Consider the following 25,054-nt stretch of genomic DNA (forward strand, 5'->3'; position numbering starts at 1 on the left):
CGTCAGGCCACTACCGGCAGCAGGATCACTCCCAGCCCCGCGCTCACGCCCATGACGGCCGTGCACACCACCGCCCTCGCCAGCCAGCGGTACTTGCTTACGGCGACGCGGGCGAGGAACCGTACGGTGTGCGACAACTCCCGGCGATCCGCGGCCTCGTCCGGGTGCGCGCCTTCCGCGGGCAGGATGTCGGGGCCCGATGCCAGATGAACGAAGCTGTACCGATTGACGGCTGGAGCCCGCAGCATGCGGGGGCTCAGCGTCGCTGCCAGGCTCACCGCGCCACCGATCAGGCCGCAGACGAACAGAGCCAGCAGTGTTCCGGCGAACGCGCCGTCCGCGCCACCCTGTTCGCAGGCGAGCACGGCTTGGCGACTCCACGTTCCCGCCGTGCCGGCCAGCGCCGCCTGCGCCGCCGCCAGGATGCCTGCCTTCGTGTCCGCGTGCTGGTGGGTCGTGTGCAGCGCGGTGAACATGTACTGCGCAGGGCGGCTGTCGGTGACCTGCCCGGTTGGTGCCATGGAAGTCTCCTCCGGTCGACGAGGGTGTGTTCCGTCCAGTAAGGGGGCGAACGCCCCGACCGAACCAGTCACTTCTGTGGGTTCTCGGGACTTCAGGAGAGGTCACAGATCTCGGCAATCCGTATTTCCACGGGGTTCACACCGGTGCGCGGGTGTACGACTTCAGTGCCGGCGTCCGTATTCGGGGGAGCGGGCGCCGGTTCCTTCCGCGGGAGGCTGCGGGGGGATGCCGGGCATGCCTGCTGGTATGTGGTAACTCCGTTGATTTTCAGGGAGTTTGAGTGAAACGACAACTTCCCCCGTGAAGCACGTGTAGCCCGAGAGGTGTCATGGCAAGGAACGGTCTCGATGGGCGGGGTGGCATGGGAGAGTTCGAGCGCAGACTGCTGCTGGCAGTCGATGCTGAGGGTTACGGCCGCGCCGACGTGGTGACGCAGGGCGAGTTCCAGGAGGCGATCACGCGGCTGTTGGGCGAAGCGGCCGACGCCGCCCGGTTGGACCGCAAGGGATGGAAGACGCAGGAGGGCGGGGACTCGGTGTTCGCGGTCCTGCCCGCGGAGGCCTCCGAGCCTGTCCTGGTCGACGCGTTCATGCGCAGCCTGGATGCCGGTCTGCGGGTCTTCAACCACAACCGGAACCGGCAGGCACGGCTCCGGCTCAGGGCAGCCGTCCACTTCGGCCCGGCCTCGCTGGGCGCCAACGGTTTCGTCGGCCCGGCTCCGGTCGAGATCGGCCGCATCCGCGACTCCGCGGCCCTGCGCACTGCTCTGAAGGAGGCATCGGAGGCCTGCCTGGCCGTCGGGGTGTCGGCGACCGTCTTCCGTGACGTCGTGCGGGGGGAGGTGTACACCACCCTCCGCACGGACGAGTTCCGGCAGGCGTGGGTCGAGGAGAAGGAGTATCAGGGGGAGGCCTGGATCTGGGTCCCGGGTGCCGGTGCACGGCAGTTGGACCTGGAACCGGACCGGCAGGCGACCACGACGGGCGCCGACGGCCTCGAGGCCGACGGGGAGTACCGCGGTGCCGTGGAAGGGCCACGGCGGCCGGAGGGCCCTGCCGTCCTCACGGACGAGGTGTTCGAGGGCGGGCAGCGCCACGCGACCGTGGTGCGGGGCAACGTGGACGTGGACGAAGTGGCGGGGGACGCGGTCGGGGTGCGCACGGACCGGATGGCGGGCAGCTTCGAGGGCACCGTCAAGGCCGTTCGCGTGGAGGCGGGCGGAACAGTGCTCGGGGTGGACGTCCGTGCCGCCGGCGGCGAGAAGTGAGCGCCGACCGGGCCCGGAGGGGCCGAGCCTTCGAGGACGTGGTCCGAGCCCGGACGGAGGAGGACTTCGTCGAGCGCGACTGGCTGTACGACGAGATCGAGCGGGCCCTGGAATCGGAACGGGGCCAGTACGTCCTGGTGACGGGCGAGCCCGGAGCGGGCAAGACCAGCCTGCTCGCCGGTATGGCACGGGCCCGTCCCGACCGGCTTCGCTACTTCTTCAGACGGGACAGCCGGACCGCGCTCACCGGGGGGGACATCCAGTCCTTCCTGCTGAGCATCGGGCATCAGCTCGCACGGGTGCACCCGGAGCTCTTCGAACTGGAAAGCCTCACGGTGGTGGTCCAGCAGCACATCGACTCCGTCGAGGCCGAGGGCCGCGTGGTCGGGATCAGGATCGAGGACCTGAGGGTGTCGCCGTTCCAGCGCACCGCCACCCTGGAAGTCGACCAGCGCCTCGGCGTCGTGGCCGGCACGGCCACGGGTGTCGAGATCGGCACGGCCCAACTGGAGCCCCGCCTGCTGGACCCCGACAACCTGGCGCACCTGGCGCTGATCGGGCCCGCACAGGTGCTGGCCGCACAGGATCCCGAGGCCAGGATCGTCATCCTGCTCGACGCGCTGGACGAGATAGCCGACGACACGACCGAGCCCCGGAAAGGGCTCCTGCGCTGGCTGGCCCGCTCTCCCGAACTGCCCGCCAATGTCAAAGTGGTCATGACCTCCCGGCCGCACTCCGGTCTCCGGCTGTTCCGGTCGGCCCGGGAGGAGCGGCTCACCGAGATGGTCGTCGACGCGGGCTCACCCCAAGTCGTCAACGACCTGCGTATCTACGCGGACCGCGTCCTGGAGACGGACGCCGTCATCGCCATGGAACGCGCCAGAGGCCACCTCCCGGGCAGTGCGAAGCGGTACGCGGTCAGGAGCGCCGCCGGAAACTTCCTGTATCTGGCGACTTACGCACGGGCGCTGAACGACGCCGTCGCGGGACAGGACGACGAGATGGTCGACAGACTGCTCGTTTTCAGCGGCATACCGGGCAATCTGGCCGGGCTGTACGGGTTCTTCGTGGAGCTGGCCCGCGAGGAACTCACGCCGTGGCCGACGAGCAGGACAGGTGAGCCGGCCGGCTGGGAGGGGGTGGGCCTGCCGGTCATCGGTGTGCTGACTGTGGCGAGGGAGGCGTTGACGGAGGACCAGCTCACCGCGCTGTCCGGCACACCTGTACGGGAGGAACCCGCACGGAAGGTCCTCGAAAGCCTGCGCTGGCTGCTGGACCGGCGAGACGACCGGATCGCTTTCTTCCACACCTCGATCAGTGAATTTCTCGCGGGGGAGGAGGCCCGGAAGAAGCACCCGGAATGCTGGGTCGACGAGACCGAGTGGCACGAACAGATCGTGCGGCACTACCGCGGCGCCGCGGTGAGCTGGGCGGAGGTGGACTGGTCACAGGTGGATCGCTACGGCTTGGTCCACCTCGTCACCCACCTCCTGAGGGCCCGGCCGCGCAGCTTAGACGAGGCCGTCGACCTGGTATGCCCCGGTTTGCGCCGGGCTGTCAGGACCGAGTTCGGAGCCCAGGGCAGGTTTCTCGAACTCGTGGACAGCATCGCCCACCACGTCGCGGACAGCGCACCCGTGGGCTCCGGACTGCCCGCGCTGATGTACCTCGGCGTCGTACGCCACCAGGCCGCGCAGCCCGGCAACGCACTGCCGACACGGGTGATCGGCCTGCTCGCCCGGACGGGCCGCCGCCAGGAGGCCCTGGAGTACGTGGCCGGGATGACGCCCTCGTCCCAGCGGTTCACGGCCGTCACGGAGATCCTGGCGTACGCGCGTCCCAGGCCCGACGAGACCTCGTACGAGGAACTGCTGGACCTCCTGGTCGAGTCCGTGCTGACCATTCCCAGGCACGGCACCGACTACTACCGGGACGCGGGTGCACAGAGCGCGGCAGAGTCGGCCGCACAACTGCTCGCACCGCATGATCTCGAACGCGCACTGCGACTGTGGCGGCACGGCCAGGAGCTGTCGGAGCGAGCGCCCCGCCCGGAGGCGGAGCCGGATGCGGTGTATCGCGCCGCCGCCGTCGCCGAGCAGGATGTGGACAGGGCCCGCGTCCTCATCGGCAGGATCAGCGGGGAGCGCTGGACGGACTACCTGGATCTGGCGGAGCGCGCCGACTCCGGACGGTCCACCGAGCTGCTGTGGGCGGCCGAGAGGTCCTTGGACACCGTCGGGCCGGCAGTCCGTGTCGTGGCCCTGTCGAGACTGGCCTCCGCGTGGGCGACGTACGATCCGGACACCAGCCGGCGGTTCCTCGCCGAGGTGCTCGCGCAGGTATTCGCTGCGGGCGAGGAGGAGAAACTTGCTCCCCAACTGACCAAGGCCGCTGTCGCGTTGAGGGACGTAGCTCCGGCTGCGGCTCGCATTCTGCTGGCCCGTCTGGACACGATCGTCGTCAACGGCTATACGGAACGCGCCCTCCTCGACGCCGCGGGGCTCTGGACCCGTTGGGGGGCGCCCGAGCGCGCGCGGACTCTCGTCGACCGGTACCTCGCATGGACCAGCAGTCCATGGGCGCAGCTGTCCGCCAGGAAAGCCCTCGGGCAGTCGGACCGAGCGGAGGAGCGGCAGCTCGTCGAAAAGGTCCATGCCGACATCCCCGAGCCGCCGGCCGATCCGACGGCGTACGGGTGGGCTGCGCGGCAGAGGGATGACGACCTGGCCGGCGTGGTCCGGCGCATGGCCGAATACGACCTCGCCAGGGCGGCGCAGATGGCCAGGGATGTCGCCGGTCCCAGTGACCGGTACGTGCTTCTCGCCGACATCGCCCACCTCCACCTCGACCGGGGCGAGGCTTCCCCGGCCGCCGCCCTCCTGGAGGAGGTGTTGCAGAGAGTGGAGCGGCCCGCCCCGCTCCGCGGTGCCGGCGGTGCCGGTACGGGCTTCACTACCGCGTCGCCCGAGTCGAGTGCGCCACCCGCCAGGAATCACCTGGAACAGGTGAACATCGGCGCGGTCATGGGCATGTTCAACCTGAGCCACCATTGGGCCGCCCGCGCGCGAGGACACTTCTTTCGTGAACCGGCGGACGTGGTCCGCGCCGTCGAGCTGGGGCCGTCCAGCAACACGGCCAGAGTGATACGCCGGTTCGCGGTGCGGCTGGCGCACAGGGACCTCTCCCAGGCGGGCACTCTCATGCACTCGATCGCGGATCCCGGAGAGCGAGCCATCGGCTTCGCGGAGCTGCACAGGGCCGCCCACGGCCCTGACAGCAGCGACTCTCATCACGGCCCCGAGGCGGACACGTTCTCCAAGGAGATCGATCGCTCACTCGGCGAACTGCCGCGTCACCGGTGGACTGCCGGCCCCGGCGACGACTCGGATGAGCACAAAGCCTGGGCATACGCGCGCCCCGACCTCCGGGTCCGCTTCGAACTGGCCGTGCGTGCGCTGGGATGCCGGAAGGCGGACATGCAGGGGCTCCAAGGGCTGACCTTCCTGGCCCACGCACAACGGCACTCCATGCTCACGTGGGCGTCCGCGGTGTTCGCCGCCGACATGATCCAGCGGAAGCAGCCCCATCAGATCTTCACGCAGACCCATCTGGAGAACCTCACCCAAGGCCTGGACCAGGGCGACGAAATGAGCATGAGCAGGGTGGCCGCAGCCGCGTACCACGAGTACCGGATCGCACGCGAGGTGCCCGGCTACACCTTCCAGGCGCCGAAGGTGCACATCGACGACCCGATCTACGCGGCAGCCGTGGACCTCGTGACTCCCGCCCCCGGCGCCCCCCTCAGTCCCTCGTTCACGCGACGGCTCCGGGGGCTGCTGGACACCGGCCCGCTGCCCGCGGCGGCCGAACTGGTCGCCTTCGCCGCGGAAGCCAGGCCGGAGAACCGGCACGAACTCCGTGAGCTGGCCGTGGAGATCATCGCGAGAGCCCGCGACGGTTCCGCGATCGGCGTGGACGCTCTGGCCGTCCTGGCGGCATCGCCCGCCCTCGGCGACCTGGTGGATCCTGTCGGCCTCGTGAACGAAGCCGAACGCTGCACGTTCGGCTGGCCGGGCGAGCATTGGATCCCCGGCGATGTCGTGGCCCGCCTGTTCCCCGTCCTGTTGGAGCGCGCACCGGCGGTCGCACTGCGCAGGTTCTACGAGGTCGCCTCGGCGAACTGGTCCTTCGCCATGTCGCTGCTGGAACACGCGGCGGACGCCCTGATCGACGCAATGGACACCGACCTGGCCGCCACCCTCGGCTCGGCCATGGCCCGCGGGCTCGCCTGCACCTCTCCCGAGGGCACGGCACCCGATGCGGTGGACGGCGTCCGACTGGCGCAACTCGTCGCCACCGGCACCGCGGACAACGGGCGGGCATCATGACGCATCCCGTCGACCCCGCGGTGGAACAGGCGCACACGGACGTCGTGGACCTGTTCCGCAGCAATCCCGCCGCGGACCCCGCCGGACTGGAAGCAGTGTGCCGTGCGGCCCGGGACCGGCTCGCGGTGCTGCCGGCCCTCGATCCGCACGATCCGCAGACCTGGAGCTCGTACGACCTGATCACGAGGGACGTCCAGACACTCCTCGGCTGTCTGCGCGAGGCCGGTGTCCCGAGCAGCGAACCGGAGCACTTCCGTGCCGTGCTGATCCGCGTCCTCTACTACCTCTACGAAGCCGACCGCGCTGAACCAGGTGTCCTGCTGGCGGAGATCGTCCACGGCGACTGGGAGGTGCGGATCGGAGAGTCGCACGCCGACACACTCAAGGCCGCTGAACGACTTGCCGCATGCCTGCATGCACTGGGTGACTCGACACGGGCTCGGCCACTGTTCGAGAGAGTTCTTCTACTGCGGTCGAAGACGTTCGGTAACACCGATCCCTCCACCCTTCTCGCGTCCTGCAATCTGGGTGCCTGCCTCAACCAACTCGCGGACTACAGCGCGGCGTTCCGGCTGAACAAAATCACCGCACGACTGTGTGAGCAACGACTCGGCAAGGAGGACGGAACGACGGTCCTGGCCACGGGGAACCTCGCCGGCAGCCTGTTCGGACTTGGCGAGTACCGAGCGGCGCTGACTCTTTACCAGGACGTGCACCGGCGGCGCCGACGGGCGTCAGGAGAGAACACTCTGGTGACGCTCCACGCGGAGGCGAACATCGCCATCACCCTCCACAAGCTCGGGGACTACGAGGAGGCACGCGCCATCAACGCGGACCTGCTGCCGAGATTCGAGCGCGCGGCCGGAAAGGACCACTCGGGCACCACACTCACGCGCAGCCGTCTGGTGATGAACCTGCGGGCACTCGGGCGTGACGAGGAGGCCGATGAAGTCCACGGAGGAATTCCGCGGTTCTGACGGTCTCGGTGAGCGGGCTCCGTGCGTATCGAGCACGGCCCGGGCGGCTGCCTGCGCGCCCGTGGACGCGGCCGGTCGCCGGGGAGACGGCCACTACGGATAACCGAACAGGGCGAGCAGTGTGCGCCAGTGCGGGCCCTGAACGCCGGCGCCAGGAGATCCGCCGCCTCGCCGCCGCAAGCCTCACAGGCGTGGCCGAAGGCCACCTCCGGAGGGGGGTGATCGGGGCGTTCATGAGCGGTGTCCGCGTGACGAGGGAGCGATGGAGGGGCGCTGCTGACGCCCTGTTCGTGATCCCTTACCATCTTCTGGTTCTGGTTCGGGCAGGTGCGCGGACCAAAGTGGAGGGGGAGTTCATGCGTCGTTTCTTCACCGTCGCGGCCGTTGCCGCGAGCACGATGCTGTTCGGAACGCAGGCGGCCGTCGCGAGCCCCACTGTCAACTGGAAGGAGGTGAACACGAACTCGAACTGGACGTGCAACTCGGAGTGGAAGCAGCACTGGATCTACAACAACGTCAACTTCAAGTCGTGCATCGTCACCAACTCCAGCGGTGGTGCACAGGGGGTCCTCGTTGTGCAGAATGCCTCGACCCACACGATCCGGATGAAGGGGCGGGTGCTCTTCGAGTCAGAGGGTGGGGGCGACGTTTGGTGTGCTGACACAACGCTGCATCCTGGGTACACGCGCGGCTGCTACGCGCCCACGGTTCAGCTGCCCTGCTGGCAGGGATACACGGACGGTATTGGTGTCACCCTCTATGTGTGGGACGGGAGCATATGGGTCGAGCGGCAGCAGGGTCTGGCTGGGCCCGCAGTCGGCTGCTGACTCAGACGGTGTGTTGATCTTGAGTAGTTGGTGAAGGCCCCGACCGGTATCGGACGCTGTTGGTTAATTTCGGGGCCTGCGTGACGACGGCCTGTACGACCCCGTTGGGGGTGTGCAGGCCGTCGTCGTGTTCAGGGATGGGTTCGTTTGTTGCGTGGGGTGGAGTTGGCTGAGATCCCGGAGGAAGCAGCGCACTGCCCCCGCCTGTCGAGCACCTACACCGCCGAACCCGGCCGCGCTCACCAGCAGGCCGAGGACCACCATGACCCGGCTGCCGGTCTTCGTCGGCGCTCCGGGCGCTCCGGCACCCAGGCCCTGTCCGGCCGATCTTGCCGGGCTCGCGTGCCCTGGCACGGCACCTCGCCGCGTTGTCGTCAGTCGCCTACGCTCCGCGTGGACTTCTTCCTCCGCCTTGCGATGCACCACGCCAGACCCCGCTCCCTGATCCGGCCTGATCGACCGGACAGGACCTAGCCGGTGGGCACTACGGGATGCCCGCGATGTCCCCCGCCACCCCCGCATCGCGCAGGCGGCGGGCCCGTAACACCAGCTCCAGCTTGAAGCGCCGGTCCGGATCGTCCACCTCGTCGCCCAGCAGTTCGCGGATCTGGCGCAATCGGTAGCGCACGGTCTGCGGATGGACGCCGAGTCGTGCCGCGACCTCGGGGGCGCCGCCACGTGTCTCCAGCCAGGCGAGCAGCGTCTCGACGAGTCGTCGGCTGTGCGAGGGCGCGCACTGGTCGAGCGGCGCCAGGCAACGGCGGGCGAGGTCCTCGATCAGTTCCTCGGGCGGCAGCAGGACCAGCGCCTCGGTGTGCTCCGTGCACTTCAGGACCTGGCCGGCCGGGAGCAGCCCGCGTTCCATCAGGCGTACGGCGGCGAAGGCCCAGTGCAGTGACTTGGCCGCCTCGGCGAGCGGAACCGGCGGTCCCATCGCGCCGGACCAGCCTGTCAGCGCGCGCTCCAGGAGTTCCGGCCGGCCGGCCGCGCTCGGCTCGGGGACGACCATGCGCGGCTGCTCGTACTCCATGTCCAGCAGCACGTCCTGACCCACTGCCGGAGCGACGGACTCCGGGGCAGGTCGCAGAAGTACACCGACGGCGACCTGCTCGGGCAGCGGCCAGCCGATGCGCTCGGCATGTTCGGCAAGAGCGTCGGTGGGATCCGTGCGGTGCTCGCTGAGCATCAGGCTGATCAACCGCCGCTGGAGCCGGAGCCGTTCGCCGGCCTGGCGGGCGGCGGCTTCGACGTAGCCGCGTACGGACTGCGCGACGAGCCCGTCGAGATACTCGAAGCCGGACTCCACCAGCTCGTACATGGCCGGCGGCGGGATCTCGACCTGTTGGCCGATCTCGGCGAAGCGGCGCCACGCAAGCCGCACGCCGAGCCGGTAGATGGCCTGCAGCGAGTCCAGGCTGCGGCCCTGCAGCACTTCACCGCGGCCGAACTCCTGGAAGACCTCCAGCTGACGCCCGTGCGGTCGGCCCTCCTCCACCACGAGGTGGTCCACGAAGTCCTCCAGGGCCCTGCGGATGCCGATCAGGGCCATGGGCTCGCCCGAGTCGTCGACAGCGAGCGGCAGGCCGGGGTACTCCCTGCGAATCTCGGCCAGGATGGCCTGGGCGAGTGCCGGCACCTCTGCCATGGCCAGGGACGCGAATCGGCGTGCCCGCGGGCGGGGTACATCGCGCCAGGCCGTACGCACGGGCATGGGTTCCTCCCTCCCCGCTGGTCCGGCTACGGCTACGGCTGCGGGGATGCCGACGGCCCGCCCGTCTCGAAGGAGACGAGCGGCACATTGGGCTGCTCGGGCGTGACGTTCAGTGCGGCGACGATGCCGAAGGCCGCGCCCACGGCGAGGACAGCGGCGGCCATGGTGGTCAGCACGGCAGCGGTCAGTCTGTGCATGGTTCAGCGAGCCTCTCGGTCGGTAGGCACCCCGCCCCACGGCACCGGCTCGGCAATTGCCCAGTCTGCGAGTGTCATTGACACTCCGTCAAGAGCACGCATACGGTCCGGGGCCGTACGGACGCGCACCGACCTGAACCCGCCCCTCGCTCCCGGGAGTGCCCGCATGCGTCGTACCGCTTCGCCGTTGTCGCTGGTCCTGTTGGGTGTGGGCGTCTTTCTGCTCGTACTGGCTCCGATGCTCTCGTGGTACGTGGAGCCACGTGCGGAACGCACCCCGACCGATGTCGATGTCACCACGGTGTTCACCGGCACCGGCGAGTATTTCGACACCAGTAGCCTCAGAACCGTCCAGGCGAAACCGATCACCGTCACCCGGCGGGTGCTGGGCGATGTCGCCGCGAGCGAGCGCAGCGGGCGGGCGGTCTGGGACGTGTCGACGGCCATCGACACCCCGGACACGCTGGCCCTCCGCGACCCGCGCAGGTCCTACCAGTGGACGCTGGAGCGCTGGGTGACCGACCGCCGGACCAACGCTCCTGTGCACTGCTGCGGGGAGACGCCGGAGTATCAGGGCGAGGCCTACCTCAAGTTCCCCTTCGACGTGCAGAAGCGGGGTTACACCTGGTGGGACAGCACGCTGGGGGCCACCCTCCGGCTGGAGTTCAAGGGCACCAAGAAGGTCGCGGGCTACGAGGGTTACCGGTTCACCGGATCCGTGAACGACACCCGGACGGGCACCCGGCAGGTACCGGGGCGGCTGGTCGGCCTGCCCAAGCAGAGCCAGGTGCATGCCGAGGAGTGGTACGCCAACGACGGCATCGAACTCGTCGTCGACCGGCGGACCGGGCGCGTCATGAACGCGAGGACCGCTCCCCGCAAGACGCTGCGCGCACCCGGTGCCGATGAGGCGAAGGTGGTCCTGCTGGACAGCGCGGGACTGGAATTCACCCAGGAGACCCAGCGGGAGCAGGTGGCGCTGGCGAAGGCGGACAGCGCACAGCTGCGGGCGCTGGGTGAGACTGTTCCGATCGGAGCGGGAGCGGCCGGGCTCGTGCTGGGGGCCGTGGGTGTCGTGCTCGTCGTGCGCGGCAGGGAACGCCCGAATCCCCAGTAACGCGCACAATATGATGCAGCGTCAGCTCCACAGAGGGTCAAATTTGTCACCCCGGTGAGTAGCGGCCTCGAACAGCTGGGCGGAGACTACCAACCCCACCCCGCCAGACCGCTCGCGCCTTCAGCATCCCCCACCGTCCCGCACCCCGAGGCGAGTTGGAGCTCACATGCCCCAGCACGTACCCCCCATGTTGCGCGCGCCACTACCCCACCACCCTCCGAAGTCCCCGCTGCACGACCTTCCTTCAGGCTCTCCGCCGCATCCCCGCCGGATCGTCTTCCTCGCCCGCCGCGACCTCGGCAACCCGGCCGCCGGTGGCTCCGAACTGCTCATCGACAAAATCGCCGAGGGGCTCACCGCCCACGGACACCAGGTCACGCTCCTGTGCGGCGGTCCCGCCGCCTATCGCGACTACCGCGTGGTCTCGGCCGGCGGCGACGCCGGACATTTCCTGCGCGCCCGCCGCGCCTTCGAACGGCAGGTCGGCGACTGCGACCTGTTCGTCGAGGTGTGCAACGGCATGCCGTACCTCGCCCCCCTCTGGCACCGCGGACCGACGCTCTGCCTGGTCAACCATGTCCACACCGACATCTGGGAAGAGCGTTTCCCCGGCCCCGCCGCCCGGCTGGGCAAACGGCTCGAGCGTTGGGCACTGACCCGCGCCCACAGCGGCAACCTGCTGGTCGCCGTCTCCCCTTCCACGGCCGACGCGCTCCACGGCCTCGGTGTCCCGCGCGAGCGGATCCGGATCGTCCACAACGGTGTCGAGGAGCCGGGGCAGCTCGCCCCCACCTCGGCGGAGCCGCTGTTCCTCGCCGTGGGACGCCTTGTCGAGTACAAGCGGATCGAGCTGCTCCTGCGTCTGTGGGAGAGGGTCAGACCGGTCACCGGAGGCCGTCTCGTCATCGTGGGTGACGGGCCGGAACGAGCCCGGCTCGAGGCTCTCGCCGGGCCCGGCGTGACCTTCACCGGCCGGGTCTCGGAGGCCGAGAAGCACCGGCTGCTGTGCGCGGCCTGGGTGTTGCTCCACCCCTCGCTCGTCGAGGGCTGGGGGCTGGTGGTGACCGAGGCGGCGGCCCGGTCCACGCCTGCCATCGGCTTCGATGTGCCCGGTCTCAGGGACTCGATCGACGACGGCGTCACAGGCGTTCTGGCCCGCGGCGAGAGCTCGTTCGCCGCGGCCTGGTGCACCCTTGCGCTCAGCCCCGAGCGGCGCGAGGCGCTCGGCCGGGCGGCCGGGCAGCGGGCTGAGCACTTCCGCTGGGGAGCCACGGTCCGGCAGTTCCGGGCCGCGGCCGCGGAGGCCGCGCCGCAGCGGAGTGACCGGCTGTGAAGGACCCCTCCATCCGCAGGTCCGTCGCTCTCTTCCGGGCGTTCATGGGTGAGCAGACCGACCCGGACCGGTGTTACACCCTGCTCGCCCATGATGCGGCCGACCAACTGGAGCGGCAGATGACCCTGAGCGACCGGCTGGTGGTGGACGTGGGAGGCGGGCCGGGCCACTTCACCGAGGAGTTCCGGCGGCGTGGCGCGCAGAGTTACCTCTTCGAGCCCGATCTGCGGGAACTGAGCGCGCGCGGCACCGTCCCCGCGGGCTCGGTGGTCGCCGACGGTTATCTGCTGCCCCTGGCCGACGGCGTCGCCGACGTCTGCTTCTCCTCCAACGTTCTGGAACACGTCGCCGACCCGCAGACCTTCCTCAGCGAACTGATCCGCGTCACCCGGCCGGGCGGGCTGATCTACGTTTCGTTCACCAACTGGCTCTCCCCCTGGGGCGGTCACGAGTGGGCGCCCTGGCACTACCTGGGTGCGGACCGCGCCCGCGCCCGGTACCTGAGACGGACCGGACGCCCCGCCAAGCACGCCCTCGGCGAGAACCTCTTCGCGATCCACATCGGCCCGACCCTGCGTCAGGTACGCGCCCGCGAGGACGTGTCCCTCGTAACGGCCCGCTCGCGGTACTGGCCGTTCCTCGCGCGGGCTGTCACCCGCGTCCCGGGCCTGCGCGAGATCGCCACCTGGAACCTCCTCCTCATCCTCCGGCGCCGAACAGAAACGGCAGCAGAGATGGACAGCCCCCTGCGAGCCACCCGTGGCTGAGACGACGTTGACCCTCCCCCCGAGCCGGCCCGGCCGCCCTGGGCCCACCGCGCCGCCCCCGCCGCCGGCCGGCCGGCCGCGCCGCAGATCGTGGCTGCTGGCCTTCTGGGCCGCGGTCTTCGTCGCGTTTCTCTCCGTGTCGCCGGGCAGGATGACCTTCGAGACCAAACTCTCCGTTGTCGCCGACCCATGGAAGTTCATCGGCGACCTCGGGGAGCTGTGGCAGAGCCGCGCCGGATTCGGCGGGCTCTTCAACCAGTACGCCGGGTACGCCTTCCCGACCCTCCCGTACTACGCGCTCACCGACCTCGCGCACATCCCGGTGTGGCTGGCCGAGCGGCTGTGGCTCTCGCTGATCGTGGCCACCGCGTTCTGGGGCGCCCTGCGGCTCGCCGAACGCCTGGACGTCGGCAGCGCACGGACCCGGCTGCTGGGCGCCACCAGCTACGCCTTGTGGCCCACCTTCACCATCGTCGTCGGCTCCACCTCGGCGGCCGCGCTCCCCGGCGCGCTGCTGCCGTGGGTGCTGCTGCCGCTCACCGGCACCCGCACCACCCCCCGGGTGGCAGCGGCCACGTCCGCGCTGCTGATCCCCTTCATGGGCGGGGTCAACGCGGCATCGACGCTCGCCGCGCTGCTGCCCGTGGGGCTCTATCTGCTCAGCCGCCCGGCGGGTCCCCGCAAGCGTGCCCTGATCGCCTGGTGGGCTCCCGGTGTCGTGCTCGCCACCGCCTGGTGGGTGATCCCGCTGCTGCTGCTCGGCGTCTACGGCGAGGACTTCATGCCGTACGTCGAACAGGCCGACACCACCACCGGCACCATGTCGGCGACCGAACTGCTCCGCGGCGCCGGCAACTGGGTCGCCTACCTCCACTTCGGCGAGGCCTGGCTGCCCGCCGGCTGGACCGTGGCGACCGCGACGCTCACCATCCTCGGGTCGGCGTTCGCCGCCGCCCTGGGGCTCGCCGGCCTGGCCCGGCGCGATCTGCCCGAGCGCCGCTGGCTGTTGCTCACCGTGCTGGCCGTCGTCCTGATCACCCTGGCCGGATACGCCGGTTCCTTCGGAGCACCCTTCCACGAGGCGGTCCAGGACTGGCTGAACGGGCCGCTGCGGCCCTTCAGGAGCGTCTACAAGTTCCAGCCCGGGCTCGCTCTCGCTCTCGCCTTCGGGCTCATGCACCTGGTCGCGACGGCGAGGGAGAGCCGAGGGGCCCGGCCGCTCCCCGCGCGCCGGTACGCGCCCCTCATCGCCGCGCTGGTGGTACTGCCCGGTCTGGCCTGGCCGTACGTGAACGGGACCATCCTGCAGCCGGGGGCCTTCAAGAAACTGCCCGGCCAGTGGACACAGGCCGCCGACTGGCTGGAGAAGAACTCGCCCGACAGCCGTGCCCTCGTCGTCCCCGCCACCGCCCACGGCCTCTACACCTGGGGCTCGCCCATCGACGAGCCCCTCGACGTGCTCGCCGACTCCCGCTGGGCGCAGCGCGACTTCGTGCCCTTCGGGACGCCCGGCTCGCGACGAGCGATGGACGCAGTGGAGCAGGTGCTCATGAGCGGCAGCGAAGTGCCGGGCCTGCGCGACTACTTGTCCCGCGCCGGCATCCACTTCGTCGTCGTACGCAACGACCTCGACCCGGACCAGATCGGATACGTCCCGCCGATCACGGTGAAGCGCACCCTGGAGGCGTCCGGCTACCGAAGGGTCGCGGGATTCGCCCCGGTACTCACCGGGGGCCGGATCCCCAGCGACACGCCGTTACAGGTCCAGGGGATCTTCCCGCGCATGCAGGCCGTCGAGATCTACGAGCCGGCCGGCAACACCCGGCGGCCCGGCCAGGTCGGCCTGCGGGCAGTCGCCGACACCGCGGTGGTCAGCGGCGGCCCCGAGGCACTGCTGCAACTGTCCGCCGATCCAAGCCTGCGGATGCGGCCCACCGTGCTCACCGGGGACAACCACCCGGGGCTCGGCACGCCCGCGGCGCAGTACGTCGCGGACGGGCTGCGCCGCGCCGACACCCGCTTCGGGCTGGTCAACAGCAACACCTCGTACACCTACACCGCGGACGAACGGAACCCCACCGGGAGCCTGCAGGACCCGGGTGAGCGACCGCGGCAGATCCTGCCGACGAAGGGCACCGGGCACCAGACGACGGCCGTCCTGCGCGGCGCCGAATCCGTGACCGCATCCAGCAGCGGCAACTGGCTGTTCCATCTGCCGCAGTACGACCCGGTGAACGCCTTCGACGGCAATCCGGGGACGGCGTGGGCCGAAGGCAGTGCCACAAACGCAGCGGGGCAGTGGCTCCGTATCGGCTTCTCCTCGCCCACCGGCATCCCCGCCTCACTGCAGCTCACTCCGCTGCCCGGTGACGGGATGCGGGCCGCCCCCACACTTGTCCGGATCGAGACCGATCAGGGCTTTGCGGACAGCCCGCTGGCACCGACCGGAAATCCGCAGCAGGTCAAGGCGCCCGCCGGGCAGGCCACGTGGCTGAAGGTCACCGTCCTGGCGGCCCAGTCGCCCAAGGCCGGACTGGGCGGCGCGGGCTTCAGCGAGGTGTCCGTCCCCGGTGTCCAGGTCACCCGTCTGCTGCGGCTTCCCACCGACGCGCACGACAACGAGGCCCGGGCCGAGGTCTTCTCGCTCCATCGCGGCAGCGACCCGGGCGGCCTGTCGCCGGTCTCGGCCGAGGAGGGCCTGCACCGTCGGCTCAGCGTCGGCCGGGGCGGAGATTTCGCCGTCACAGCACGGGCACTGCCGGTGCCGGGCGAAGCGCTGGACCGGCTCGTCACCGGCGCCGATCCGCGGCAGGGGCGGCGGATCACGGCGACCGCCGAATCGACCAGCCGGCTCGGAAACGGCCTCAGCCCGCGCAATCTCGTCGATCAGGATCTGACCACCGCATGGATCGCCGGCGACCGGCCGGTCATCCATCTGAGCTGGCCAGGCCGGAAGACCATCGACGAGATTGTCCTCGCAGCCGCGGGCGGACTCTCCACCCGGCCCGAGCAGATACTGATCAGCACCCCGAACGGCAGCGTGACGGCCGCCGTCGACGAGAACGGCCTGGCCCGCTTCGAACCCATCACCACGGACCGGCTGGACATCACCATCAGCCGGGCCGCACCGCTGACCGTCCACAACCCCGTTGCCGACAACCGGATGCAGTTGCCGGTCGGCCTCAGCGAGGTCTACGTTCCGGCACTCGCCGACCTGCGCACACGGCCGCCCGCCCCCGAGCTGAAGTTCTCCGTGCCCTGCGGTGAGGGTCCGCCCGTCGCAGTGGACGGCACGCTGCACGCGACGAGCGCGTCGGGAACGGTACGCGATCTGACCGAGCGCAGGCCCGTCGAGGTCACGCTCTGCCGGACACCGGACGGCACTCTGCCGCTGGGCCGAGGGCTTCACCAGGTGGAGGCGGGCGACGAAGGGCCCCTCGCGCTCACCGACATCACGCTGACCCGAGGCGAGGTCCGGCCGCCCGCCGCGACCGAACAGCGGAAGGCGACAGCGGTCGACTGGCGCGGCGACCGCCGGTCCGTGACCGTCGGCGCGGGCGAGGCGAGCTATCTCCAGATGTACGAGAACGCCAACGACGGCTGGAAGGCGACGCTTGACGGCAAGAAGCTGATCCCGTTGCGGATCGACGGCTGGCAGCAGGCCTGGCTGATCCCCGCGGGCACCGGCGGCACGGTCGAACTCGAGTACGAACCTGTGCTGCTCTACGACATCGGGCTGATCGGCGGCGCGGTGGCGGTGGCGCTGCTGGCGGGTCTCGCGCTGGTACGCCGCCGGGGCTCGGACCCGGACTCCTCGGCGACGGCCCCGCCCGCGCCGGGATGGGTGCTGGGCTGCGTCGCGCTGACCCTGGTGGTCGCGGTCGTGGCGGGCCCCTTCGCGCTGATCGTCCCCGCGCTGGCCGTGGTTGCCCGCATGCGGCACTCCCTGCTGGTGCCGATCGCGCTGGTGGCGATGGCCGGCGCCGGAATCGCGGCGGCGACGGGGGCAGGCGATCCGGTCTCCGTTGGCAGGGGCGCGTTCGGCCCGGCGGCCCAACTGCTGGCGCTCATCGCACTGTGCGCGGCCGTGGTCACTGTGGCCCCACGGGCAGCGAGCGGCGCGCCGGCCCCCGCGACACCCCCGTCTGCGACACCGCCCCTGCCCCAGCGGGTGCGGTCGGCAAGCGGCCCTGCCGGGCTCCCCGTTCCGGACCCGGCGCCCGCCCCTGATCCTCCCGGCATCGCACCGATCGACCCGAGGGAGGCACCGCCGCAATGACCGCCCTGCAACCGGCCCGGTCCGGGCCATTGCCCGAGCCCGCTCACGACCGGATTCCGTTTCCGGTCGTCGACGAGATCTCCCGGCACTGTCTCCGGGAGGAGGAGCCCGAGACCGTACACATAGAGGTGCACCTGCCACGGCAGCCGGATCCCGACCGGCTTCGGGCCGCGTTCGGCGAGGCATTGCGCCGGCACCCGCGGATTCTGGTGCGCGAGGCACCCGGCCCCTGGTACCGACGGCGCTACGAATGGGAGCTGACGGGGACCCCGGACGCTGATCCGGTCGGCTTCCCGGAGCCGGGGCCGGGTGCGCTGGAGCGGGCCAGGGCCAGAGCGCTGGCCGAGGCTCCTCCGCTGTCCGTTTCCCCACCCGTACGGCTGGAAGTGGTGAGGCCGTCGTCGACGGGCAGCTCGTGCGTGCTGGTGCTGACGCTCAACCACACCGCCCTGGACGGGCCCGCCTGTCTGCGTGTGCTGGCCACGGCCGCCGAGTTGTACAGCGGCACCGCCACCTCCACCGCATCACCGGTGCGCACTCCGGTCGGGGGGCCGGGGCGGCCGGGGCAGCGGCCGCCCGCCCGCACGGGCGGCCCGGCCCGGCCCGCCCGTGTGGCACCCGCGGCCGATGTCCGGGCGGCCGGTGGAAACGGCCTGCTGCTGGCCGCCCTGCCGGTGCCGCGCCGACCGGCCGGGGCCCGTTACACGGTCAACGATCAACTCCTCGTCGCCACCTGCCTGATGATCGCCCGCTGGAACCGGCTGCACGATGCCCCGCCCCGCCCGGTGCGTATCACCATGCCCATCGACGACCGTCCACGCGGCGCCGAGATGCCCATCGGAAACGGCACCCGTCTCGTGGAGGTGGGATTCGGGGCGCAGGAGTGCGCGCGGGCGCCCGGCCCCGAGGCTGTTGCCGACCTGCTGCACCGTACGGCTGAGCGCACCCGCGCCCTGAAGTCGGCACCCCGCCCTCAACTCGGCCACGCCGCCGCCCTCCTCACCGCACCCGCCCTGCCGGTCGGGATGCGGGCCGCCCTGACCCGAGGACTGCGACGGGCTGCCGCTCCCTGGACGTCGACAACGCTGCTCAGCAACATCGGGCGCATTCCGTACCCGCTGGACTTCGCGGAGGCGGGCCGGGCGGAAGCCGTCTGGTTCTCGGCTCCCGCCTCGATGCCGCGCGGGCTGACCGTGACCACCGCCAGCACGGGGGGACGCCTGCACCTGGCGCTGCGCTGGTCACGCGCCCTCCTCGACGACGCGGCGGGCCGACGCCTGTGCGACTTCTTCACGGACTGTCTGGAGGCCATGGCTGCCCTGCCGGCCATTTCAGGAGGTGACGGACCATGACGGGTACTCTCCCCGCCGGACTGCGCGAGTTCTACGAGAACCCGGCCGTCCCCGTCGCCTCCGGAGACGAGCGCAGCCGCCGTCAGGCACTGATGCTGGCCCGAGTACTGCCCAGTGAGCCCTGTCTCGTCGTCGACGTCGGCTGCGGCGACGGCTCCGCGGCGGCCATCGCGGGCCCGCTCCTGAGCGATCACCGGATCGTCGGTATCGACTGGTCCCAGGACGCGCTGCGCCGGGCCGCCACCCGGATGAACCATGTCGTGCGCGGTGAACTGACGCCGGGCGGCCTTCCGTTGGCCGACGCGAGCGCCGACGCGGTGCTCTTCAGCGAGGTGATCGAGCATCTGGTGGATCCCGACAGTGCCATGGACGAGCTGCGCCGCATTCTCAAACCGGGCGGCCATCTGATGCTCTCCACCCCGAACCTGGCCGCCTGGTACAACCGGGTGCTCCTGGCCGCCGGGGTGCAGCCCGTCTTCTCGGAGGTCAGCCTGCGCACCATTCACGGCCGTCCGGGATCCCAAGTGGTGGGCCATCTGCGCCTGTTCACCGCCCGCGCCCTGCGGGAGTTCCTCGCCGCAGCGGGATTCGAGGTGGTCACCCTGGCCGGTGCGCCCTTCCACGGCGTCCCGCGCCCGCTGCGCCTTGTGGACCGGGCCGCCTGTGCCGCGCCATCCGTGGCCTCCATTCTCCTGGTGCACGCCAAGCGGGTGTAGCGCCATGTGGTGGGGGGTGGCATCGGCCCTCTTGGCCAACGTCTTCTACAGCACGGGCTTCGTACTCGAGAAGCGGGCGCTGTCCGGCCTGCCGAGACTGAGCACGGGAGACCCGGCCCGAGTCGTACGGTTGCTCATCGGCAGCCCCTTGTGGCTCGGCGGTTCGCTCGCGCTCGCCGCCGGATTCGCGGCACAGCTCGCCGTCTACCGCACCCTTCCCATCGCAGCCGCGCAGGGCATCTTCGTCTCCGGCCTCGTGCTGCTTCTGCTGCTCTCCTCGGTCGTACTGGGAGAGCGCCCCAGCGGCCGGGAACGCCGTGGCGTGGTCGTGATCACGCTCGCCCTGCTGATGGTCGTGGCCTCACTCCAGGACTCCGACGCCGTGGGCGGGCACGCCTCGGCCGGCCGCGTCCTGCTGGTCTGCCTGCCCGCACTTGCGGCGGGGCTGTGGCTGTACCGGTCCGTGGAACGCCGGACCCGCCGCCGTCACCGGCTGCCGACGGCGGGCGTCGAATACGGCGTCGCCGTCGGCCTGTTGTACGGCGTCAGCTCCCTCGCCATCAAGGGCGTCTCCGGTCATCTGACGACACGTGGCATCGGGGACGCGGCCTTCGCTCTGCTGAGGTCCCCCTATCCGTACATCCTGATCTTCACCGGAGCCACCGGTCTGATCCTGTCCCAGACCGCGCTGCAGCGCTGCCGGGCATCACTGATCGTGCCGGTGTGCACCACCGTCACCTGCCTGTTCACTGCCGCGCTCGGCACCTTCGTCTTCGGCGAGTCCCTGCCGCACGACCCACTGCGGCTCGCGCTGCGGCTCGGCGGCACCGCACTCGCCGTCTCGGTCCTGCTGATGCTTCCGCGTCATGACGAACCCCCCACCCCGGCAAAGGAGTTGGCCCATGAAGCCTGACGATCCCCTGCTCCGGATCATCGCCTGCCCGATCGACAAGGGGCAGCTGACGCTGCTCCTGCCCGAGGAGGTCCTCTACAACCCGCGGCTGCACCGTCGCTATCCGATCATCGACGGGATCCCCCAGCTGCTTCCCTCGTCCGGCACCCGGGTACCGGACGAGGAACACGAGCGGATCCTCAGGCGGATCGGCCCATGACACTCGCCGCCCGGATCGCCCCTCCTATGCCGCCCGCGCTGATCGCCACAGGCGCCGGTCTGCTGTATCCGCGGTACGAGCCGGAGCTGCGCCGGCGGCCGACTTCTGCCCGCAAGGCGGCTGGGCAGTGGACGTCGGCGGCTGGTACGGCCCGTGGTCCCGGCGGCTGGCCGGGCGGGCGGGCCGGGTGGTGACAGTCGAGCCGGTGCCCCACCTGGCCAGGCTGCTGGCCGCCACCACCCCCGCCAATGTCGAGGTGGTGAACGCGGCTGCCACGGACCACGACGGCGGCACGGCCGCGCTGTGGCTGCCGCCGGGCGACCGCGGCAACCGTGGTGTCTCGTCGCTCGTCCGCAGGGACATCCACAGCAGATCGATACCGGTGCCCTGCGTCCGGATCGATAGTCTCGGTCTGCGCGGCATCACCCTGATCAAGATCGATGTCGACGGAAGCGAGCTGAACGCGCTGCGCGGTGCCGAGGAGGCCCTGGCCGGTGACCGCCCCGCGCTCTTCATCGAGCTGGAGGCCCGGATCGGGCTCCTGGAACCGGTACTGGACCTGCTCGCCCACCATGGCTACCGGGGCTGGGTGCTGCCGGGCCGAGACTGGCTGCCGCTGTCCGATTTCGATCTGTCGGGCCACCAGTCCCTGACGGCGCACGTCGCCGAGCACGGACTCCTGCGCCTCAGCCTCAACCCGTTCCGGCTGCGGTACGTCAATTCCGTACTCTTCCTCCACGGCTCCCGGCACCCCGGCGGCGCGCAGGCAGCGGCTCCCCTACGCGGCCGGCGAGGCTGACCTCGAGACGGCCTATCGCCGCACCACTCGAAGTGGTGCGGCGATAGCCGTTCGAGCAGCGGTTTTCGCCGAGTTGGGGCACGCGGAGGGCAGGCGGTGGCAGGTCTAGACAACAGTAAAGCCCCGGGCCGCTGGCCTGGGGCTTTTGTGTGGAGCGGGTGACGGGAATCGAACCGCGCTCTGAGCTTGGGAATCACCGGCCGTTCCGAGCTGCCTGGCACCGACCCCGACCCGGTCTTGGCTAGTCAAAGGCGTCCAGCGATGCTGAACCCTACGACGTTCGCCGACGCCTCCACGCATCCATTGCCTGCGGATGAGTGTTCGACCTGGCACGCGCCCCCGCCGACACTTGCCTTGTAAGTTCGCTCGGGTGCTAGCGCTAGACCGCGCTCCTGCCGTCACGACGACTGGATAGGGACGCTCCCGTGCGCGTCTGTCCTGCGTCGTTGATGTCTCCCGTAGATGTCAGCGCATGCAAATGGGCACTATCCCGCTTTCGTTGTGGGGGTTACGGATTTGGCGTCACCAGCCACCGCGTCCGACCCGCGGCTCATCTCCTGACGGGGCAGTCGGCGACAACGCCATTGCGACATGGACACCTCAAAATGTAGGGGTGGATTCCGCAAGCTTCGCCGCGCACCAGCCCGCATGACACACCCACGCGAGTGGGGGTCGCCAACGCTCACCGGCAAAACCACCCGTTTGCCTCCCAAGAAGCGCTGTTACCGGGTGATCTCATGGTGAGTGCTGAGCCGGACCGGGTCGCGTGCCTGGTCCATGTCCTTGCACCGAGGACGGCCGCATCCTCACCTGCCTTCGTGGATTTCCGTGGCCGTTCGTCCCCCATGTCGTCTCCGAACTGATCGGCGAATGCACCCTCGAAGCGCAGCGCTGCGTTCGTACGCCTGGGTTCGCGACGACACCGAGTAAGCGGAAGGCAATGTGCATGGCAATCAATAGTGCCTGTACCACCGATCTCCGAAGGCCGCAGCGTCAACGACTGACGGCGACGATCGCGTTCGTTCTCGGGCTGGTCCTGCTCTGTTCGGCCGCATTCCTGGCGATGGCGACCAGCGCACGCGCGGCTACCGCACCGGGCCTGGGAACCGCCGACAGCTACGCGGTGCTGGGCGGCCAGACCGTCACCAACACCGGTCCCAGTGTCCTCCAAGGGGATCTGGGCGTCAGCCCGGGAAGCGCGATCGTGGGCTTCCCACCCGGAATCGTGAGCGGCGCGACCCACGCGGGCGACGCGGCCGCGGCCCAGGCGCAGCTCGACCTGACCACCGCATACAACGACGCAGCGGGGCAGGCCCCGGACGCGAGCATTGCAGGAGACCTCGTGGGTCAGACCCTGCCCCCGGGCGTCTACAACGCCACGGGCCCGATCGGCCTCAGCGGGACGCTTACGCTCGACGCCCAGGGTGATCCCAACGCGGTCTTCATCTTCCAGCTCGCGTCCACGCTGATCACTAGTTCCGCCAGCACCGTCTCGCTCATCAACGGCGCTCAGCCGTGCAACGTCTTCTGGCAGACCGCCGAATCGGCCACCCTGGGGACAGGTTCGTTCTTCGAGGGCACGATCATGGCGCTGACCTCGATCACGGCGACCACCAGCGCCAGGATCGAGGGCCGGCTACTCGCGCGGAACGGCTCGGTGACGCTCGACTCCAACGTGATCACCAGGCCGAGCTGCATCGTCGGGCCGTCAGGACCGCCCGGACCTAGTGGACCGAGCGGCCCTGCCGGACCCAGTGGCTCTGCCGGACCGAGCGGCCCTGCCGGACCCAGTGGCTCTGCCGGACCGAGCGGCTCTGCCGGACCGAGCGGCCCTGCCGGACCCAGTGGCTCTGCCGGACCGAGCGGCCCTGCCGGACCCAGTGGCGCGCCTGGAGTACCCGGTCCGACTGGTCCCACCGGACCTACCGGCCCGCCCGGAACTACGGGCCGTCCGCACAACGGCCACAACAAACCGGGTGGACCGCACGAGACGACAGGTCCCCACGCCCCGAAGCGTCCCCATCATCTGGCGGACACCGGCTCAAACGACCTATTCGCTCCATTGGCCAGCCTCGGGGCAGCGCTGCTCATCGCGGGCGGCGTGGCCATGGTCGTCATCAAGAGGCGGGCGGCCGGCGCGCGATCAGACGGTTACGACGGGTAGCAAGGCAGCCCAAGGAACCAACCGGTAGTGGACATCACTGCTGTCCGCCCCCGTCCACGGACAAGTTCGCCCGTGGACGGGGGCGCTGTCGTCAACAGGTTAGGCGGAACGCGCGGGCGGCGTAGCGGCTTTGGGCGGGAGCTGCCATGGGGCGAGAGATCGGGGCCCGTAAGCTTCCCGCGACTCGGGCAGTATCTGGACCTGCCCTCAATAGCCCGATGTGGGCCCCGATCTTCGAGGCTCGCCCCATGGTGGCTGCGTAAAGCCGTGGAGCCGACCACCCCAGCCCTGTGTCGGCCGTTCGTCTGGGCCTAGTCGTTTCGGTCTAGCCGCGCGACCGGCGTAGCCGGGGACGGAGCGGGGCGGAGACAGGAGCGTCGGTCCCCGGCGGTGAGCCGGTGAGCGCGCGGCGAGCGGAGCGAGCCGCCTTGAACCCGTAGAGAAAGTTGTTACTCAGGCTTCCGCTGGGATGTGCCAGAGTGGGGCTTGGTACTGCTCGGGGCGGCGGCTGAGCAGGAGGGCTCGGAGGTCCTGGCGCTGTTTGCCGTTGAGGTCGAGGGCTTCTGTGAGGCGGCGGAACGTTGTGTGGGTGACTCCGCGGGCGCGGGCCTGGGCCTCGAACTGGTCGAGTCGACCGAGCGTCGTCTCGGGGTCGAGCTTCTGCTCACGCTGGGTGCCGAGCCAACTGGCCTTGTTGCGTTCGTAGTCGATCTCGGAGTAGCCGCAGATTTCGCGGCTGTGCCGCTCGACCTCGTCGAGGGTTTCAGGGCGCGGCCGCGATCTACAGCTGTGCCGCACCGCCCTACCACCGCTGAGCGAGTGAATGGCCGCCGCTGGTCGCCTCGGTCTGCGCGGCCGCCGAGGCGACCGGGGCCGTCCTGGTCATGCTGGGCACCTCTACGGCTACGGTCCGGTGGACGGTCCCATGACCGAGGAGCTGCCGCTCGCGGCGACCGGCCCCAAGGGGCGGGTGCGCGCCGCCGTTTGGGAGCAGGCGCAAAAGCTGCATGAGCAGGGTCGTATCAAGGTGGTCGAGGTGCGAGCCTCGGACTTCTTCGGGCCCGGCGTGACCGACGGCGGGCACCTGGCCGCGCGGGTCATGCCACGACTGCTGCGCGGCAAGCCGGTCTCCACACTCGGGGACCCGGACACCCCGCACAGCTGGAGCTATCTCCCCGATGTGGCCAGGGCCCTGGTCGAGGTCGCGGGCGAGGAACGGGCCTGGCACGTCCCGATGGAGCCTGCGCTGTCCACCCGGGAGATGGTCGACCGCCTTGCCGCTCAGACGGAAACAGGGCCGGTCGCGGTGCGCAGGCTGCCGTCGGCCGTGCTGGGTGTCGTGTCGGTTTTCTCGCCGCTGATCCGCGAACTGAAGGAGATCCGGTATCAGTTCGACCGTCCGTTTGTAGCGGATTCGAGCGCTTACGAAGCCGAATTCGCGGTACGAGCCACCTCCGTCGATGAGCAGGTCAAAGCGACGGTGGACTGGTGGCGTGAGTGACTGGCCACCACCGGGTGACGTCTGT

At 70.3% G+C, this 25,054-nt stretch carries 16 protein-coding genes and 3 pseudogenes; 15 read left to right on the forward strand and 4 right to left on the reverse strand.

Going from position 1 to position 25,054, the window contains the following annotated elements:
- Positions 1 to 2 precede the first annotated feature (2 nt).
- On the reverse strand, positions 3 to 521 hold the full coding sequence (locus tag SLUN_RS20855; protein ID WP_108150525.1) for a Pycsar system effector family protein: 519 nt from the start codon (positions 519 to 521) through the stop codon (positions 3 to 5).
- A 329-nt stretch (positions 522 to 850) separates the two neighbouring features.
- Between SLUN_RS20855 and SLUN_RS20860 the strand changes: the two genes are divergently transcribed.
- From SLUN_RS20860 to SLUN_RS20875, 4 genes are all read left to right on the forward strand, one after another.
- Positions 851 to 1,789 carry a hypothetical protein gene (locus tag SLUN_RS20860; protein WP_175313412.1) on the forward strand — a complete coding sequence of 313 codons (939 nt, stop codon included), beginning with the start codon at positions 851 to 853 and terminating at the stop codon, positions 1,787 to 1,789.
- A gap of 38 nt (positions 1,790 to 1,827) precedes the next feature.
- Entirely contained in the window at positions 1,828 to 6,177 is a 4,350-nt protein-coding gene (locus SLUN_RS20865; protein WP_159100294.1) for a P-loop NTPase family protein, read from the forward strand.
- A complete protein-coding gene (locus SLUN_RS20870; protein ID WP_108150529.1) occupies positions 6,174 to 7,154 on the forward strand; it encodes a tetratricopeptide repeat protein in 981 nt (326 codons plus the stop codon). Before SLUN_RS20865 ends, SLUN_RS20870 begins: the two co-directional genes overlap by 4 nt.
- Positions 7,155 to 7,345: 191 nt before the next feature.
- A complete protein-coding gene (locus tag SLUN_RS20875) occupies positions 7,346 to 7,981 on the forward strand; it encodes a hypothetical protein (RefSeq protein WP_108150532.1) in 636 nt (211 codons plus the stop codon).
- A 484-nt stretch (positions 7,982 to 8,465) separates the two neighbouring features.
- Here the strand turns inward: SLUN_RS20875 and SLUN_RS20880 are convergent, their stop codons facing one another.
- Together SLUN_RS20880 and SLUN_RS40040 are read right to left on the reverse strand one after the other, a co-directional pair.
- Positions 8,466 to 9,692: a PucR family transcriptional regulator gene (locus SLUN_RS20880; RefSeq protein WP_108150534.1), complete on the reverse strand. Its 1,227-nt coding sequence runs from the start codon at positions 9,690 to 9,692 to the stop codon at positions 8,466 to 8,468.
- 32 nt (positions 9,693 to 9,724) lie between these two features.
- Positions 9,725 to 9,889 (reverse strand): hypothetical protein, encoded by a 165-nt coding sequence (locus tag SLUN_RS40040; RefSeq protein ID WP_170146595.1) that lies wholly within the window; start codon positions 9,887 to 9,889, stop codon positions 9,725 to 9,727.
- Positions 9,890 to 10,055: 166 nt separating this feature from the next.
- Here SLUN_RS40040 and pgfA point away from each other — a divergent pair, with 166 nt between their 5' ends.
- The 10 genes and pseudogenes from pgfA to SLUN_RS20930 all read left to right on the forward strand — a co-directional run bounded on the left by pgfA (position 10,056) and on the right by SLUN_RS20930 (position 23,528).
- Complete coding sequence (gene pgfA, locus SLUN_RS20885) at positions 10,056 to 11,006, forward strand: cell envelope lipid trafficking protein PgfA (protein WP_108150536.1); 951 nt, start codon at positions 10,056 to 10,058, stop codon at positions 11,004 to 11,006.
- A gap of 166 nt (positions 11,007 to 11,172) precedes the next feature.
- The gene (locus tag SLUN_RS20890) at positions 11,173 to 12,339 is read left to right on the forward strand and encodes a glycosyltransferase family 4 protein (protein ID WP_108150538.1); all 1,167 of its coding nucleotides are present in this window, start codon (positions 11,173 to 11,175) and stop codon (positions 12,337 to 12,339) included.
- Positions 12,336 to 13,106: a class I SAM-dependent methyltransferase gene (locus SLUN_RS20895; protein WP_108150540.1), complete on the forward strand. Its 771-nt coding sequence runs from the start codon at positions 12,336 to 12,338 to the stop codon at positions 13,104 to 13,106. The genes SLUN_RS20890 and SLUN_RS20895 overlap by 4 nt, the downstream gene beginning before the upstream one ends.
- On the forward strand, positions 13,099 to 17,385 hold the full coding sequence (locus tag SLUN_RS20900; RefSeq protein WP_108150542.1) for an alpha-(1->3)-arabinofuranosyltransferase domain-containing protein: 4,287 nt from the start codon (positions 13,099 to 13,101) through the stop codon (positions 17,383 to 17,385). The genes SLUN_RS20895 and SLUN_RS20900 overlap by 8 nt, the downstream gene beginning before the upstream one ends.
- Positions 17,382 to 18,737: a condensation domain-containing protein gene (locus SLUN_RS20905; RefSeq protein WP_108150544.1), complete on the forward strand. Its 1,356-nt coding sequence runs from the start codon at positions 17,382 to 17,384 to the stop codon at positions 18,735 to 18,737. Before SLUN_RS20900 ends, SLUN_RS20905 begins: the two co-directional genes overlap by 4 nt.
- Positions 18,734 to 19,453 carry a class I SAM-dependent methyltransferase gene (locus tag SLUN_RS20910; protein ID WP_108150546.1) on the forward strand — a complete coding sequence of 240 codons (720 nt, stop codon included), beginning with the start codon at positions 18,734 to 18,736 and terminating at the stop codon, positions 19,451 to 19,453. Before SLUN_RS20905 ends, SLUN_RS20910 begins: the two co-directional genes overlap by 4 nt.
- A 4-nt stretch (positions 19,454 to 19,457) precedes the next feature.
- The gene (locus SLUN_RS20915; protein WP_175314331.1) at positions 19,458 to 20,366 is read left to right on the forward strand and encodes a DMT family protein; all 909 of its coding nucleotides are present in this window, start codon (positions 19,458 to 19,460) and stop codon (positions 20,364 to 20,366) included.
- The gene (locus SLUN_RS20920) at positions 20,356 to 20,565 is read left to right on the forward strand and encodes a Trm112 family protein (protein WP_108150550.1); all 210 of its coding nucleotides are present in this window, start codon (positions 20,356 to 20,358) and stop codon (positions 20,563 to 20,565) included. Before SLUN_RS20915 ends, SLUN_RS20920 begins: the two co-directional genes overlap by 11 nt.
- Positions 20,562 to 21,364 (forward strand): annotated as a pseudogene (locus SLUN_RS20925) (FkbM family methyltransferase). Before SLUN_RS20920 ends, SLUN_RS20925 begins: the two are co-directional and overlap by 4 nt.
- Before the next feature lie 946 nt (positions 21,365 to 22,310).
- Positions 22,311 to 23,528 (forward strand): ice-binding family protein, encoded by a 1,218-nt coding sequence (locus SLUN_RS20930; RefSeq protein ID WP_254710314.1) that lies wholly within the window; start codon positions 22,311 to 22,313, stop codon positions 23,526 to 23,528.
- 453 nt (positions 23,529 to 23,981) lie between these two features.
- On the opposite strand, the pseudogene SLUN_RS20935 reads toward SLUN_RS20930, so the two are convergent.
- Positions 23,982 to 24,290, reverse strand: a pseudogene (locus SLUN_RS20935) (DUF1152 domain-containing protein); the annotation flags it as partial.
- Positions 24,291 to 24,361: 71 nt separating this feature from the next.
- Here SLUN_RS20935 and SLUN_RS20940 point away from each other — a divergent pair.
- Positions 24,362 to 25,029, forward strand: a pseudogene (locus tag SLUN_RS20940) (NAD-dependent epimerase/dehydratase family protein).
- Positions 25,030 to 25,054: the final 25 nt, after the last annotated feature.

The organism is Streptomyces lunaelactis (genome assembly GCF_003054555.1).
GTDB lineage: Bacteria > Actinomycetota > Actinomycetes > Streptomycetales > Streptomycetaceae > Streptomyces > Streptomyces lunaelactis.